Below are 16,137 nucleotides of genomic sequence, written 5' to 3' on the forward strand. Positions count from 1 at the left end.
GCGTCTTGAGTTCTTCTCCACCGGCCGTGGCGCCGTCTCTGGTTGCAAATTCGCGCTTGAGTCGCCCGTCCACCTCAAGCGCGTAACCAGAGGCCGGCGATTCACGGGTGGCAGCAACCATTTCATCCCCATTGGACGCTAGGATGATTGGGAATGATAGGTACCGGTGAGTTGCCCAAAGCACGGTAGTGCCATCTGCCTAACTGCGAGCATCATCCATCGCACGTTGTGGATTTCGGTGAGACAGTCCGTCACCTGAACGTAGATGCGAAACACATGTCTTGCCCCTTTTCGACCGCCAGAAGCAGTTCGGCGCAGCCGCATTCAATATGAGTCCCCCTGAATGTTCCGCTCTTCGGAGAGCCCACGTGTCCTAGGTGAAAGGGCGGAAGATCCCTGGCCTCAAGTGGTGCCGCCGAGCGCGCAAGGAAGATTCAGCGAGCTTACCTCGTTTACGATTTCGTGATCGGCCTGATCCGACGCAGCAGGGAATTGGCATACTCTTCACGCTCGCGCATGAAGCGCTCTTGCTGCGCTTTGAAGCTCTCGACCCGTTTTCTGATCTCATCGCGTTCGCTGTCGCCATAGTCGGGAAAGCTGAGGCAACTCGGCTCGACGACTTTTTTCGGCACAGAGCGGGGCCGCTCGATCTTCACCTCCAGCGACCTGGCGAAGGCCATCGTTTCAGCGACGAGCGCGTCAAGTTCCTTCTTCCAATCATGCATTAGCGCCCCCGTGCGTCACAAGCAGAGCTGCGACCACCGATGCCGATCATGTATAGGGTTGGCCCAATCTTCATTCGCCTATCCCTAAAAAGGGCCGCCGAGAATATCGCCAGCGGCCTTCCGAGTTTAATTTAAAATGCGTATCGTGAATGAATGCAGTCCAGCCCCGGCAGCAAAGATCCTAGACCAAAACTGCATCGTTTTCTAGTTTTGCCGTTCAGGAAGCTTAACGCAGGTCGAAGGGTTTCCACTGGAAACAGAATGCGGGGTCCGGAACAGATTACGGCCGCCCTATTTCAAATCGTGCAATCGGCCCGGACATATATATTCGGATGGCTTGCGTCAAAGCGCGTAACGATGTCGGCGGCTACTGCTAGCTAATCTATTGGCTTCACCAATGATAGCAGGCAGCGAAATGAACGTTCAAAGAAAGACCTCGATCCGTAGTGTCGCGCGCCGGCGCGACACTACATCAAGTTGCACTCCGGTCCCCGGTCGCGATCTGATTCCAGAGATAGCATCTAAAGAAGATGCCCGCCGCAACGCGGCGAACTGTCGCTTGATCTTGCTGGAAAACTGCATCCCCATGGCGAGACCAGCAGGAATTGTGCGCGTCATTTGAATAATAATCTCAAGATTGGCTGGAAAGGGAACGAAGCGGCGACTGCCGATCTCTATTCCTCGCCCCAGAGGTCGTTCATGGGCAGTCATGATCTTGTCTCCAGCAGCTTTCTAGGGCTGACCGCAGCCGGAATTGCGCTACTCTGCTCGAGCCTGCTTGTCTTCGTCTTCACATGAAGTGAGCCGTCGCTCGTGCAGCCCCTCTCCGCTCATCCAGTTCGTCGGCTGGATAGACTGCTCCACTCCACTGGAATTGCACGCAGTCACCAGCGATCGCCGATCGAGCTGCGTGACCATGCAGCAGGTTGATCACGTTACCACCATGAAGCGTGTTGCCGAGGATCTTGGTGAAGATGAAGACTGGCTGCTAAGAGACGTCGCCAATGAAATGGAGATCGAAGATGGTGCCATCTGGGTCGATGGCGTCGGAGAACATGGCATCCAGGCCTTACTGACTCGGATGAAGAACCTGAATCGGACTCGTCCGGATGTACGAGGAAGCCCGTAGCCGCGTAAGCGGTGGCCGCCAGAACAATCCAATGAGCGCGCCGTCGAGCTGGAGGGTGTTACGCGAGCCGCACACCAAGCTCTCCAGTAGCAACGATGCGACAATCGGCGGCGTGATGAGTATCGCAACGGCCTGGCCAACATCTTCGGGATAACGACGTTGTGGCCCTGTCCGCAAACTTCGAAAGAACCACAAGCCCGTAACGCGACGCCGGTGAACTTACCCAGCCAACTGGTCTCCACAGGGCCGTGGTCCTAACCGCCGGTTCTGCACGACCAGCGTTGAATGTCGCTCGCAACCGAGACTAACCGGGAATCTGCACCGGCAGTGCCGAATAACCGTGCACAAAATTAGATTCAACTCGCTCCGGTTCGCCCACCACCTTTACCTCCAGAGATCGGTTCAACATCTCCTCCCACAGGATTTTCAGCTGCAGCTCTGCAAGATGCCTACCCACGCAACGATGAATTCCAAATCCAAAAGAGAGATGTTGCCGTACATTTTCTCGATCAATGATGAAGCTGTTGGGGCTCGCAATGACTTCGTCGTCTCGGTTGCCAGAGATATACCACATCACAACTTTATCGCCTCGCCTGATTTGCTTGTGGCCTATCGTGAAATCGTCCACAGCGGTCCGGCGCATGTGCGCGATAGGCGTTTGGTATCGTATAATCTCGGATACCGCCCCGGGCACTAGCGAAGCATCATCGCGGAGTTTTCGCAGTTCGGACGGATTTTGACTCATGAACAAGACGCCACCGGTAATTGAGTTGCGCGTAGTATCGTTACCTCCAACAATCAGCAGAATGAGGTTGCCCAGGAACTCGCGCGGCTCCATGTTTCGGGTAGCGGGCGAATGCGCCATCATCGAGATCAGGTCAGCGCGGGGCTCGGAATTCACCCGTTCGCTCCAAAGCCGTGTGAAATAGTCCAGGCACTCGGACAGCACTACCTTTCGCTTCTCCCAGCTGTCGATCTGGTGGCCCATTTGTGGAGTCAAGGCGGCTACGTCCGACCAGTAGGTCAGCAGCCGTCGATCCTGAAATGGAAAATCGAACAGCGTGGCCAGCATTTGGGTCGTCAACTCGATCGAGACTCTGTCGACCCAGTTGAAGGTATCATTGCGCGGCAGACCGTCCAAGATCTGCTGAACCCGCGAGCGGATCAAGCCTTCAAGCTTCGCCAGGTTCTCCGATGCCGTTATCGGACTGACAGTCTTACGCTGCTGAGCATGGACAGGAGGACTCATCTTAATAAAACTGGGTGTCCAAAACTTCTCCGGCGGGTCGACAATTGTGACGCTTCGCTCTGACGAGAATACTGTGTGATTTGAGTCCACGGCTATGATGTCGCGATATTTTGTTATCGACCAATATGGACCGTATGGGCTGTCCTCGCAATAATGGACGGGATCTTCCCTTCGCAGCCGTTCGAAACAAGGCCAAACGGTATCATCCTGAAAGCGCTTGGGCTCGCTTACATCAAGGCGGCTCAGCGGAACATCAGCTTCCTCGCAAGCGTGCTCTGTCGATAAGGCTGTCATGATTGTCTCGCGGACATTGGCGTGCAATTTTGCTTGCTCAGCTGGGTGCGCTGTTTGGGGTTCGCATGCAAGCTCGGTCGAAAAACAACGAGCTCGGGCCGTACAGTAAAGCTGTGTGACGCATGTCCATGGCTTGGGCTCGCGAGAGCTCGCACGATCGTCAGAAATGCGGAATCATCTTACGGGCGATGTGAGGGGGGACTTTGCCACGGCCCCTGTCCATGTAGAATAGCGGAAACACGAGCGAAGCTGCCCTATCAGGATTGGGAGGCGCGCGAACTCGCTTTTGTGGTAACAGACGCAAGTACTCGCGAAGGCACCCCAGTCGCTTATCCTCATTTTCTCGGGCCGGTACGCCCCATTGCCACCCGACCACTTACGTTGCGCGAGCAGATGGAACCCTTACCACAGTAGCGACTGAGAAGAGATCGCGGTCCGGCAAGGGCTCGTTTTTCGTCTGCCCGCGATGATGGGTTTTCGTAGAATGAATGAACAGGAGGAGGAGAAACAGGAGCACGAGACCAAACCGGCGGTGGTGCGCGACCCGGAGGAAGGGTAAACTAGCCTGAGGCGCATCTGGCATTAGAGTAGCTTCAATGCGCTGGATTAGAAGAGAATTGGCAGAGCTCGAAAAGCTCTGGGCCGCGGGACTGAGTGCCGCGCAGATCGCGGTCATCTCGAGTGGGGTCGCAACGCAGTTTGCGGCAGGCTAACACGGTTGGGCCTGACTCGAGGTCACAAGCCACCAACAGCAAAACCCAAGATTAGACCCGCGCCCAAGCGAGGGCCGACATTGATCGCGGCCGGTCGCCATTGCGTTGGAAAGAAGTTGTCGCAAAAGGCACTAGATAGGCAGCAGCCTCAGGAAATGAGCAAGCGGCAGCTTTACGCGATGCTAGCTGAGGCGATCAGGAATACCACGTAGAGCTATCAGGCACCGGATGTCCCGGGCCTAGGCGCCGCGCTTGGTCCACTCGGTTGCTTGTTGGTTTGCGCGCTTTGCGGCTATCCATGAACAGTGACGTCGAGAACTATCGCGGCAGGAAGTCTCATCGTAGGTCAAGTCATCTAATCTCAAGAGGCTGGATGCACCGAACCAGAAGAAGTCAAAGGCGTTCTGGTTATTGAGCCTCGTTTTTACTCTGCGTTTTCGGGGAAGCGCCCGGTATCCTGATTTGCGCCAGTGTTTGGAATATTCGGCACACGCCGGGCCGACGAACTACACGAGCTCAGACGAAGCCGCTTGACCGTCAGCCAGCTTCAATATTTGCTGGCGCCGTGTGGAGAGCTGGACTGGCACTGAGCACGTGGGAAATCATCGAGCTTCGTCCGTGCCCGGGGGTGAGACCAGTGGCGCACCTCCGACGGAGATCGGTCCTTGTGGCTTAGACGGAGGCGCGAGTTTCCTCGCCGGCTTCGGATCGGCTTGAGCTGACGGCGGGGAGGGAACGGAAGGAGGTGAACCGGTGAGTACCAAGTTTGGCAATGCGTCGATTCGTGAGGTCAGCGCTGCAATTTGATCGGAAATTCGTTTTAATTTAGCCTGCTGCGTGGTGATGCTGTAATTAAGCTCCGCTATTTCATCGCTCGCCTTCTGTTGTGCCGATAGAATCTCCGATAGGACCGTCCTGTCATCGGGCGACAAGCTCAGCGTTGGAGCGCCTTCACGGGCCGTCGAACTCTCGAGATATTGTATGACGTCGGTCAAAAAGTAGATTCTTGAGGTGCACAAACACACGAAAACGACCACCACCCACCCTAGGCGTCTTGACGATCTGTGCAAAACCGGCGGCAACTCTGAAGCGGCCGATCGTTCAATAGCATCCATCCCCTGTCGCTCGCCCACCCGGCTCATACCTTTTCAATTCCAACTCGAGAACACACTGACGCCAACAGCCGTGGTGCCGCCCGACGATCGACAATATGCTGTCCGCCACTCCTACAGATCGTATTGGTCTTACCTCCGATGCGGCTGAGCGAGCCACGCGACGCGAGACTCGTTGCACGCGGGCGCTCCTACATCATAGCGCGCGCACAAAGCAATAGTTGTCGTGTTGATCGGCGACCTTTTGGCGCCATTTACGACGAACATTTCCACAAGCATTTTATTCGCCTCCTGCCCGAATGCGAGCCAGCTGCAATTTCTTGGATCTCACCTTGATCCTGATGCGAAGAAGACCAACTGTTCGACGCCATTGGGTCAGGGGTGGGGATCATTTTGCAATACAAACACTTCGCCACTCGACATAATCTTGTGATTTCTATCTCAATTGTTGCGGCTTACGTCCTCCGCATCCTGATCAGGATCTGATAATTGTCACCCAAATCGCGAACTCGTTCACGGCTCCCTGAGCCTATCCTCAGACTGGTAGCGCTCGCGGGACCCCGTGAACGAGACCCTCCGACGATCCTCGCATTGGTAGAGTTCGACTACGTACCGGGGCGCCCCCGAGCCGGCGCAGGATACCGGGGTCGATGGGCAACACGCCACGCGGAAGTCAACTACCAACCTTATCAGTTGATGGAGATTGCGGGGTACGTATCAATCTTGGTCAATGAACCTCGCACGAGTCAGGTCGTGAGGAAGTTCGAGCTCCAGCAGCGTCAACGGCCCTGGTGGATGTCTCGGTGGCGAACATTGGAGATTACCGACCGGAGTTGAATCTGGGGTCTCGTCGTGACCGTGTTGATCTGAGTATCTCGCCTGCAGCAACTTCTCTGTCTTCGAGAGGAACGCCTTGCTATCCGACAGCGTGTTTCGTCAGCAGATCGGCCGTCACGCAAGCTCCCAATTGCCTAGCGACACTCCGGATTACTGTCGGCAAACAAAGGAATGCAAAAGAATTCGTTCGCGACCACAAACTTCGTAAACGTGGGATAACAATCGTTGCAGACCTCGATTCTAGAAAAGTATTGCGACACTCGCCTTCCTTGGTACACCATCTATCCAACGGTAGCCCAGTTCTCCACAGCGGTCGGCGCCGAAGCCTCTGAGAAATGGCTACAGCGCCTGCCGGTTAATGACTCGGTGTCGCTCTATTTCCACATTCCGTTCTGTCGATCGATTTGCTGGTATTGCGGCTTCGCTCGAAGCATCACTCACCGGGATTCACCCATCCTAGAATTTTTGGCGGTTCTTCGTAAGGAGATCGATTTGGTCGCGGCGCAGGTGCCGCAACCGCTGCCTGTGAGCGACGTGCACTTCGGCGGTGGAACGCCGACCCTTATCGAGGCAGCGGAGTTCCGGCGGCTGATGGAATTTTTGCGCCGCCGCTTTGCGCTTTCGAAAACGGCCGCCATCGCTGTTGAGATCGACCCGCGCACGTTCACGCTCGCCACATCCGAAGGGTTAGCAGCTGCCGGCGTGAACCGCGCAAGCATCGGCGTCCAGAGCTTCGATCCAATTGTTCAAAAGGCCATCAACCGCGTTCAGAGTGAGGCACAAACAAAGCGCGCTGTCGAAACGCTGCGACAGCATGGAATAATCCGCATCAACTTCGACCTCATCTACGGTCTGCCAAATCAGACGGTGCAGTCCTGCGTTCAGACCGCGACCACGGCGGTGGCCATGCGACCCGACCGGCTTGCGGTATTCGGCTACGCGCACGTTCCTTCCTTTAAGAAGAATCAGCGCCTGATCGACGAGGCAGCGCTGCCAGACAGCCCTGCCTGTGCAGAACAGGCCGCAGCAATGGCCAATACACTGATTGCAGCGGGCTACCGCCAAATCGGGCTCGACCATTTCGCCTTGCCGGACGATGAGCTCGCGCAGGCGCAGAAAGCCGGTCGCCTGCGGCGGAACTCACTGGGTTACTCGGCCGACACCTGCAATAAAGTGATCGGCTTCGGCCCGTCGGCCATCGGTCGGCTTGGCGACGGTTACGTCCAGAACGAAGTTACAGCAGGTTCCTACAGCGGCCAAATCAAAGCCAGCCGTCTGGCGACGTCAAAGGGCTACTGTCTTAGCCTCGAAGACCGCGTCCGGGCCGCGATCATTGAGCGGCTAATGTGCGATTTCGAGGTCGACGTGCCGGAAATTTGCGTTACTCATGGATTTGACTCGGTCCCTTTGCTCGGTTCAGGCGAACGCTTGGCAATGCTCGCTGAGGATGGGATCGTGGAAATGGAAAAGGGCTTCATCCGCGTGAGGCCGGAGCATCGTTTTCTAACCCGGGCTGTGGCAGCCGCATTCGATGCTTATCTTGGCACGCCGCTCTGTTAAGACCAGCCAAGGAGCGATGATCGGATGAAATGCATTACTTTCGCTGTAAGCGCCAGGAAGCCCGGGGAACGAGTTTCGCTCGCCTGGTGCAGTCACAAACGGGCCCAAATCGGTAAAAGACGTCGTGGGCAGCCGTGCGACGAGAACCGCCGGCCCTAGCCGCGAAGACAGCTGGACGCGTTGCTGCCGGGAATTTGACGCCTCCGACTGCAACGCGGCATGACCACGCACCTAGACAAGGTTCATCCCATCACCACCATTGCCCGTGTGACCGCGGATCTCGACCAGGAGGACGACTGGCTGCGGGACGTCCCCAACGAAATGGAGATTGAGGACGGCTCATCTCGGCCTATGGTCGGGGACGATGGCATCTCGGCGTTCAGCGACTTCGGTATCGAAAACCTGAACGAGCTCGTCCGGATGCACAAAGATCCCTGACCTGACTCAAGCGCTAGCAGCTGGAATACTCCATCAGCGCGCTGTCTACGCTGGATGCTACTCTCAGTAAACCGCAGCGATGCGTGGTGATGACCACGACGGCCCCCTATCGATGTGCATGATCGCCGCCCGAGCGGATCGCTACGGGATGCGGCGTGCAATCCAGAGCAGCAACTCGTCCACGCCATGAGCTAGACCACGGGTACAAAACGACCGGCGCCGGCGCGACACGGTGCGAACGATGGTCGAGCAGCAGTTAGGACCAGATCCGGCGGGATCACGGCCTGCGAAAAGATCGTTCCCCGTAAGAGCTTCGCGCAATCTGGATCGAAGCGACGATTTCCCGAATTGCACCCGTCGACATTGCCAACGCCGGGACGGCCTCGCGCCGAGCGGCACAATACCTGCGATTCGCGTAGCGACAGCGACCTCCCGCCCCGGTCAACTACCAAACCTAGCAATTGATGGAGATGCCGGACGCATGCCAGTCAGTGCCGGTGAAACTCGCTCGGGCGACATCAGGCAAGAAGTCGCGACGCGATATAGATCTCGTAGATCCAATGGAGCTGATGGATGTTCTGTCTCGTCGTCCGCAGGTATCAAAACGTCCCCAATCGCGCTCTCCATCTTCCGATGAGAGCCAATCAAGTGGCGGTGGCGGCGTCAGCGAGCTTGCGGGCCTCAAACGAGGTTAGCCCCTTCTGCCTGCCTGTGCTTCATCCCATCGACCGAGCTGCGCGCGGCGTTTCCGGGACCGGGCGTGTTGTTATGCGAGCTGCGCTCCTGGCGCCGCTCTCCGTCCAAGAACATTGCCGTTCCTTTTGGCAGCGGATTTGTCGCAAGGTCCCCTGGGCTCCGTGCGTCGGCCGCCAATCTCTTGCTAGCGAACGCTCACACCAAGCAGGCCACTCTCGATGTCGACGCGGTGGAGGACATGCCTGCATTCGATTAGCGATCGAGCGGCTGGGCTGGGTAGCGCTGGGCACCCTCCAGGTTGGCCAACCTGCGCCAGCAGTGGTGATAGCGCGGCAGGCTGAGCGGGTCTTGTTCGCATAAAGACGCCCGCCCGGTGTCCAGCGTCACCCAGACCGCCTTGAGAGCCAAGGATTCGAGATCCGCTCTACGCGTTTAGGTGGAAATGAACTTTATTCGAATCGACGGACGCGGAAACCACCCATGCATCGTTGCGTTATGGCGCCAGTATCCATGCGGGCATACCCGGGTGGCGTAGTCGCTTTCATCTCTGGACCTGCGAAGCCGAGAGGGCGTATTCTCTTGTCCCTGATAGCTAGCCTCGTCGGGAGTTCGGCGGCAGCAACTGGCGAGATCTCTGGCCCAAGAAGCCACAGCCCCGATGAGCTCGCCGAGGCAAAAAGCCGAACAGTTTCGGATCCGGCCATGACATTCCGAAGCGGCCGGCCCAAAGGAGCAGCGCGGCTTTCTCTGAGCTCGCCCTCAAAAACAGCTACGTCTACCACAAAGCGCGACACTGCCATGGAGACTGCCAAGAGCAGGATTCAAAGCCGGATCGACCCACTCGCAAAATTCGAGAACCTCCGCGAAAAAGGTGCCGCGTTCAGTGCTCCTGGTCCTGCGGACACGATAGATCGGGATCCAGCTTCCGTCAGATCCGAGCTTTCGGATCTTGGGATTGGATTTGCTGGCTGGACCCTAAACACGTTTATCGACAATGAACTCGGTCATGCCGCCAGAAGCACCATCGCCAATCAGCAATATGTCGGCCAGAATCCGACATTTAGTACGGTCAACTCTATGATCGTCACATATGACCTCACTCGGTTTGGAATTCCCGACGGTCAGATCGTGGTCGGAGCCGAGCATCAATACTGGACATGGAAGAGCGCCGGGCCAGACCGACTGGGACTCAATGCATTTTCTTACTATCAAACGTTCTTCGACAGGAAGATCGAACTCAAAGTGGGTTACCTCAGGAACCAACATGAGTTTGCGGGCGCCGGAGAAAAGGTTTTTGGACCCTCGTCGAAGATCCTGTTCCAAGCAGGCATGAGCAGCAACTGGGCGCCAACGCCGGCTCTTAATCTGAAGTACAATTTTGACGATCGCTTATATAACAAGCTCTCAATCCAGCGGTCTCTCAGTCCAGCCGGTCAATATACGCATGTAAGCGAAAATCCCGCTGGGTTGAACTGGAGCACGCGCGACGCAGGCATTCTTCTGCTTGATGAAATTTGCTATAAGAACAAGGCTGCTTCCGGGGTACCCGAGACTTGGCTGCGGGCTGGCGCGGGGTTTAATAACAGCAGCTACACGGACCTACAGCATCCGACGCAACCGACAGCCAAGGCGAACAGCGTCTACTATGTAGCTGCGGACAGGCAATTCTGGCAGTCTGCCGTCCACGGCTCGGCAACTCGCGGAATCTATGGCGGTTTCTCCGCAATGTACGCTCCGCCTGACCTAAATAGAGCCAGCCAGTACTACGAGATTCGGCTTTATGCGAAGGGGCTATTTGAGAGCCGGCCCACTGATCAGATGAGTCTTGTTGTCAACAACACCATCTGGAGCCATTTCGCGGTGGACGCTGCACTGGCGAAAGGGCAGCTGGCGCACCGCGACAGCACAGCAATTTCGGGACTGTATACGGCCCATCTGGCCCCCGGAATATATACTACTGTAGGACTGACGTACATCAATCACCCGACAAGCATTACCTACACTCCGCAAACGGGACACGCCCTGAATGTATTGGTATCTACGTCGGTATTTTTCTAAGGCTTCAAGACTGCGCGCGAATTCACCGCCATGTAAGTCAATATCACGGTCGTCATTTTCAACGACTTGGGCCCACTCATCACGGCGATTTTGGTATCGCTGTGCTCCTGACGCGAAGCTGGGTACCGCGTAAATAGCCGTGCTGTCCAAGGTAGTATGCTGCTGGGAATAGTAGGTTAGAGCCTTTGCTGCTTCGTCTACGAGCGATAGGCCGACGTCGTATTGCGCAAGATCTATATCCTCCGGCCGCGGAATGATCGAATGATCTCCGGTGCTCATTTGTTCAATCGAGTGCTGATCTTGCCGCAGCGACATTACTTTTCGATGCCTCAGACCCGCGTCCGAGCTCTAAACTCTGCCATGACAACACCCACAGTCGTGCCCTCAGAGCTTAGTTCACCTCGCGCAGAGGCGTGGTAAGCGGAACCGCGATACAGATGCCAAGCCTAACCAACTAAGGGAATCGCGCTATTTCTGTCGACGGCTGTGGCGCTGGCCGAAAGGCGATGCGCAAGGTCGGCGTACAAGTAACCCCCTTCCGCGGCAAATCAACCAGCCGCGGCCGGATGACTTGTGCCACTTGAATGCTGAATCATCTTCCGCTGGGTCGAAGATGAGCTTCGGCATCTCACTTCAGCAAGGAGGTCGCCTCCCGAGCCCGCGGCGCGCCTTAACCCCTCCCATCCAATTGCGTGTAGCGTTTTGCTCGGTGAACTTCCCTTCGCAAAGATCTATTCGCGCAAACATGCGATAAGAGCAGTGCATTATCGGTGAATTTGCCGAGCTGCTAGGCAACCTTCGTGGACGGGTGCTTCGTCGTCTTGAGGCGCGTTACACTGCATCGACCGTCAACGCTGACGGGCGCGTCACCATCGATTGTGGCACGATGAACGACGCGATGCTGGTCACCGTAATCGTTGACTGCATAATGCTGCGTTGCGCGGTTATCCCAAATCGCGACATCGCCTTCTTTCCAGCTCCAGCGCACGGTGTTTTCGGGCGCCGTGATATGGGACTGGAATAGATCGAACAGCCACTGACCGTCGCGCTTTGGGATATCAATAAACCTTAGCACCACATCGCCGAGCACGAGCGCGCGCTCGCCGGTCTCGGGATGTACACGGACCACCGGATGCTCGGTCTCATAAATTGTTTTGGTAAAGACCTCATCAAAGTGCTTCTGGTCGATTTCGCGAACACGGCAGGTCCCGGCGTAGTCGAAGGCGTTGCTGTGAACGGTCCAGAGTTCGTCGGCAAGCCGTTGGAGCGGCTGCGGCAGATCCAGATAGGCGGCCACAGCGTTCGACCAAATCGTATCGCCACCGGACGATGGAATCACAACGGCTCGCAGCACCGCAAGTTTGGGATAGGCCGCGAGAAACGTTCCATCGGCGTGCCATACATCAGCCCGACTACCTCCGCGCGCGGAATCAAGCTCGATGATAGAGGTCGTTCCATTGATGGTACCGAGCGTCGGATGCGGCACCAGCCTTCCCAAACAAGCAGCAAAGCGCTCCTGCTCCGCGTCATCAAGATGCCCCTGATCACGGAAGAAGATCACCTTGTGTTCGAGCAGCAAGCTGTTGATCGCAGCGATGGTTCGGCTCGGTAAATCACCCGAGAGCTTGATATTTCTGATTTCAACACCGATGCGCGCTGCGCGCTTGAAGACGTCGGTCGGTGGAATGACACTATCGGTCGAAGCCGTTTCTTTCATTGCGAACTCTTCCAAGCTTTGCGGATTCTTCAAGAATACGGGGGACGCATGGCAGTTAGGGTCACTCGGTTACGAAAGGCGGACATCGCGTTACGGATGCTCTCCCGAGCAAGCACCGTGCCAGTAGGAAACAGAGCCGGGAAGGGCCGTCAGGTAGCGGATCGGATGATAATTCGAACAGTTTTGCCAGGGAAGTCGATGCCGCCTCCCACCCTCTTGCAATCCCGAACCCACACAAAACAGAGATAAAACTCTGAGACGAGCGCCGGGTTGGCGGCGAAAGGCATAGGGCGCATAGACGACAGGAATTGTGCCGCTCGGCACCCGAACAGAAAGGCCATACGGTCCTCGTGCAACGTCGGGCAGCCAGCCGGCGTGCCGTTCTGGTCCGGTATGCGCCTTCCGCTCGCCTGTTTGCGGCAAACGGCCCGGTCTCGAGCCGCGTCTGCGAACGAGCCATCACTGGCTCTCGACGTGTCCGGGACCTGCCCTGGCCGTGATCACTGCCGGAACATCATCCGCTGGAAATGGAAGAGGAATAGATGGCTTTGGAAGAGCGCCAAACGATTGAACTACGGTTTCGTCCAGACGAAAGCCATTGATGCGCGGCACTGGGGTCGCGATGTTTTCGATGCAGCGGCGTCCGAGCACGGTGAGGCAGATGTTCTGCGCGGTCCGGTTGGCTTTGCCTAAGGAGCCAAATATATGTCCACTACCAGCCTTTATAGGTGTTCCAATGTTGTCAAAGTAATTGCCCTCGATCAGTGCTTGCACAGATGATCCAGCATCCACTGCATGGAAGACTCCACCGCTCTGTTGCGCATTCGTGTTGTGGAAGTAATTGTTAACGAGATGAATAATGGCCTGCGCACCGTCAATGTGCGGCGCCCGCCCCGAGATCTCATGGAAATAGTTATTTGCGATGGTGATCGTCTGTGGGACACCAAGAAACAGGAGATTCCAATAGTGCTCGCCGTTACAATAGGACGAAAAGGTATCGCTGCCATCGAAGTCGTTCCAGGAAATCATAATATTCGTCGTAGGACCAAAGCCGCCGGCAATCATCTGCCGCCCGATGTTATGAAATTGGTTGTGATCGATCCAAACCAGGTCGGCTCGCTCAATTGCAATAGCATCGCCGGCAAATATCACGCCTTCATTGATATCACTGATGGTCAGGTTCCGAATAACGACGTTGCTGACCCCATTCAGACGCAGCCCCTTTCCTTTGATTGTAGCGCCCGGGCCAATGCCGATCACTGTTTTGTTTGAGCCAATTTCCAGTGGACGCTTGCCGGCCCGGTCGAAGCCGACCATCGTCTTCTCCTTGCCATCGCAATGCGCGTCGTTGCCATCCATAAGAAGAAGGGATTCACGCTTGTAAGGCGCCGAACAAGCACGGCCATATTGGCAACCCTGCCCCTCACCGCGCCCTTCCGTACCGGTAAAGTCTATGGTTCCGATTACCTGGATCTCGCGCGGACTATTGTCATTGCAGTACCCAAAGCTGTACGAACGACACAACTCATAATTCAGAGCTTTGGTTGATCTGACCTGAACCACCTCGCCTCCAAGGCCGCCTGTCGTTGCAGAGCCAAAGCCCTTGAGGGCTTCCGATCGCACATTGTTCGATCCGAGCACGGAAGTGACGCCGAGGACGACAGCAAGCCCGCCGAGCACGCGCGACGAACGCTTGATGTGCTTCATCGTGTCCGTCATAGGCATATGCTCTCTCTTACCCGGACAATCCGCACGAGACTTGAACTCTCGAACTCAAATGCCGAACTGGAATAGGCCATCAGCATGCGGCGTTAACGCGATCAGATCGTCCTCAATAAGGCAGGATCGGAATCGGAACCATCCGACACGACAGCCGAAGTGTGCAGCCACAGGCTCCGTACCAGCTGTCATGGATCTGGGTCGCCATTGAGCCAATCACAGCCGATGAAAGCAGCGGTCGACGCTTCGAGAGCCCCGTCAGAATGAAAGCGGGATGTTATCCCACGGCTCACCGTAACGTGCAGTCAACATCACGGCAGGTGCACGACCGATCAAACGCTGGTACGGAGCGACAAACGTCCAAGCATCGCGCCTCAGCGAGAGATCTCCTATCGAACGTTGTCATAGTGCCGGCGAGATGGATCGTTGGCCGACACGGCGGCCATTCCGAAGCGATTTTCCCGCAGCTCGAAACAGATTCCGCCTGACATTGGGATTCGGAGTCCTGGACGAAAGAACGTATCAAATGCTGGAGGCCCTGACTTTCTCGAGAACGACCGTTCGATAGAGATAAGCTTGGCGATTCTGGAATACTGAAGGCGTGCAACACGTTGCGCTGGGTGAATGGGCCGTCGCTCGTTAAGTTCACTGAACCAGCGGGAAGCGCTTCAACTCTTCGGCATTTCCGACCAGCACCAGAAGGTGTTGTGCATGATAGTCGGATCGCGCGGGAAATAGATAGGCCGGGCAATTCTGGTCGTGCCACTCATGGCCCTGAGGTGAAGCTGCTCATGTGCTGCTGTCAGCGCCACGAAGAGCCGAATTCCTCTGCAAGCGGCGCGTGGAAGGCAACGATTGGCCCAGCTTGCAAACGCGCTCTCCGATCTGCACCTTTGACGCATCTAGATTTGCTGCCCGCAGAGGGTCCTAGCGCGCGCGGAGGAATGACACTACCCACCAAACCTGGGTGTTCCTGTGATCGAGCATGAGGCGTACCCGAGTTCAAATCATGAGTCGCCCGGCTTTCCGTCGGGCTGCTGGGGAGCTTCGCCGATGTACACGCCGCCCTCCTTCCAAGCTGTCGATATCGCCGACCTCCACCGGACGATGCACGAGGCACGCTCGGCGACACTGATCACCGCTACGCACGAAGGGCTTGTTGGAACGATGCTGCCCGTAGTGCTCGACGAGAGGGAGGGCTCCAAAGGCACGATTTACGCGCACGTGGCGCGTGCGAATCCGCAGTGGAAGCTGACACCGACTGGTGAGGCGATGGCCATTTTCGCTGGGGCGCAGGCCTATATCAGCCCGTCTTGGTACGTGACCAAGCACGAGAGAGGCGAGGCCGTACCGACGTGGAACTATGTCGCTGTGCATGCCTACGGGCCGGTTGAATTCTTCGATGATGCCGATCGGCTGCGGGAGGTGGTCACGCGGCTGACCGATGTGCATGAGCGCTCGGGCAAAGACCGCTGGGCGGTCTCGGACGCTCCTGCCGATTTCATCAAAGCGGAGCTTAAGGGGATCGTCGGTCTGCGATTGCAAATTAGACGGCTCGATGGCACGCGGAAGATGAGCCAGAACCGCAACGCGGCGGATCGCGCAGGCGTCATCGAGGGCTTATCGAAGAGCGACCGTGACGAAGACCGTCGTGTGGCTCACCTTATCCCGAAAGGATGACGATGGCGATTGCCGTCATTCTTGCGAACACTGCGTCTGCAGCTTTCGTCAGATTCCGCCTGACGCCCTGCAAGTCTCAAGAAATTTGCAAAGAGCCCTCAAAGCGTCCTGAATCTGACGTTGCGGTCAGATGCAGATTTTCTGACAATTCGCGACAACACTCCAGATGGGCAGCAAGAAACGCGAATGTCTCAAATTCCAAAGGTCACG

General features: G+C 56.6%; 10 protein-coding genes. 5 read left to right on the plus strand and 5 right to left on the minus strand.

Annotated elements, in window-relative coordinates; all coding sequences use genetic code 11:
- Window positions 1-452 precede the first annotated feature (452 nt).
- The gene (locus ACTGJ9_RS37820) at window positions 453-656 is read right to left on the minus strand and encodes a hypothetical protein (protein WP_456675159.1); all 204 of its coding nucleotides are present in this window, start codon (window positions 654-656) and stop codon (window positions 453-455) included.
- 492 nt (window positions 657-1,148) lie between these two features.
- Window positions 1,149-1,436 (minus strand): hypothetical protein, encoded by a 288-nt coding sequence (locus ACTGJ9_RS37825; protein WP_456675160.1) that lies wholly within the window; start codon window positions 1,434-1,436, stop codon window positions 1,149-1,151.
- A 205-nt stretch (window positions 1,437-1,641) separates the two neighbouring features.
- Here ACTGJ9_RS37825 and ACTGJ9_RS37830 point away from each other — a divergent pair, with 205 nt between their 5' ends.
- Window positions 1,642-1,854 carry a hypothetical protein gene (locus ACTGJ9_RS37830; protein ID WP_456678754.1) on the plus strand — a complete coding sequence of 71 codons (213 nt, stop codon included), beginning with the start codon at window positions 1,642-1,644 and terminating at the stop codon, window positions 1,852-1,854.
- 304 nt (window positions 1,855-2,158) lie between these two features.
- Here the strand turns inward: ACTGJ9_RS37830 and ACTGJ9_RS37835 are convergent, their stop codons facing one another.
- The gene (locus ACTGJ9_RS37835) at window positions 2,159-3,397 is read right to left on the minus strand and encodes a cytochrome P450 (protein ID WP_456675161.1); all 1,239 of its coding nucleotides are present in this window, start codon (window positions 3,395-3,397) and stop codon (window positions 2,159-2,161) included.
- 2,887 nt (window positions 3,398-6,284) lie between these two features.
- On the opposite strand from ACTGJ9_RS37835, the gene hemN reads away from it, so the two are divergent.
- From hemN to ACTGJ9_RS37850, 3 genes are all read left to right on the plus strand, one after another.
- Entirely contained in the window at window positions 6,285-7,619 is a 1,335-nt protein-coding gene (gene hemN / locus ACTGJ9_RS37840) for an oxygen-independent coproporphyrinogen III oxidase (protein ID WP_456675162.1), read from the plus strand.
- Window positions 7,620-7,838: 219 nt separating this feature from the next.
- A complete protein-coding gene (locus ACTGJ9_RS37845) occupies window positions 7,839-8,057 on the plus strand; it encodes a hypothetical protein (RefSeq protein ID WP_456675163.1) in 219 nt (72 codons plus the stop codon).
- Window positions 8,058-9,551: 1,494 nt separating this feature from the next.
- A complete protein-coding gene (locus tag ACTGJ9_RS37850) occupies window positions 9,552-10,811 on the plus strand; it encodes a carbohydrate porin (protein WP_456675164.1) in 1,260 nt (419 codons plus the stop codon).
- Window positions 10,812-11,598: 787 nt separating this feature from the next.
- Here the strand turns inward: ACTGJ9_RS37850 and ACTGJ9_RS37855 are convergent.
- Window positions 11,599-12,528 carry a TauD/TfdA dioxygenase family protein gene (locus ACTGJ9_RS37855; protein WP_456675165.1) on the minus strand — a complete coding sequence of 310 codons (930 nt, stop codon included), beginning with the start codon at window positions 12,526-12,528 and terminating at the stop codon, window positions 11,599-11,601.
- A gap of 459 nt (window positions 12,529-12,987) precedes the next feature.
- Window positions 12,988-14,247, minus strand: a complete 1,260-nt coding sequence (locus ACTGJ9_RS37860) for a pectate lyase family protein (RefSeq protein ID WP_456675166.1) — start codon at window positions 14,245-14,247, stop codon at window positions 12,988-12,990.
- A gap of 1,053 nt (window positions 14,248-15,300) precedes the next feature.
- Here ACTGJ9_RS37860 and ACTGJ9_RS37865 point away from each other — a divergent pair.
- On the plus strand, window positions 15,301-15,927 hold the full coding sequence (locus ACTGJ9_RS37865) for an FMN-binding negative transcriptional regulator (protein ID WP_456675167.1): 627 nt from the start codon (window positions 15,301-15,303) through the stop codon (window positions 15,925-15,927).
- Window positions 15,928-16,137 lie beyond the last annotated feature (210 nt).

This window comes from Bradyrhizobium sp. RDM12 (genome assembly GCF_051917485.1).
In the GTDB taxonomy this organism is placed as follows: domain Bacteria; phylum Pseudomonadota; class Alphaproteobacteria; order Rhizobiales; family Xanthobacteraceae; genus Bradyrhizobium.

What these genes read in the sequence shown, in the direction of transcription:
- ACTGJ9_RS37825 (WP_456675160.1), bottom strand. Translation starts at nt 1,436, where the DNA reads ATGACTGCCCATGAACGACCTCTGGGGCGAGGAATAGAGATCGGCAGT.
- ACTGJ9_RS37830 (WP_456678754.1), top strand. Translation starts at nt 1,642, where the DNA reads ATGCAGCAGGTTGATCACGTTACCACCATGAAGCGTGTTGCCGAGGAT.
- ACTGJ9_RS37835 (WP_456675161.1), bottom strand. Translation starts at nt 3,397, where the DNA reads ATGACAGCCTTATCGACAGAGCACGCTTGCGAGGAAGCTGATGTTCCG.
- ACTGJ9_RS37845 (WP_456675163.1), top strand. Translation starts at nt 7,839, where the DNA reads ATGACCACGCACCTAGACAAGGTTCATCCCATCACCACCATTGCCCGT.
- ACTGJ9_RS37850 (WP_456675164.1), top strand. Translation starts at nt 9,552, where the DNA reads ATGGAGACTGCCAAGAGCAGGATTCAAAGCCGGATCGACCCACTCGCA.
- ACTGJ9_RS37855 (WP_456675165.1), bottom strand. Translation starts at nt 12,528, where the DNA reads ATGAAAGAAACGGCTTCGACCGATAGTGTCATTCCACCGACCGACGTC.
- ACTGJ9_RS37860 (WP_456675166.1), bottom strand. Translation starts at nt 14,247, where the DNA reads ATGACGGACACGATGAAGCACATCAAGCGTTCGTCGCGCGTGCTCGGC.
- ACTGJ9_RS37865 (WP_456675167.1), top strand. Translation starts at nt 15,301, where the DNA reads ATGTACACGCCGCCCTCCTTCCAAGCTGTCGATATCGCCGACCTCCAC.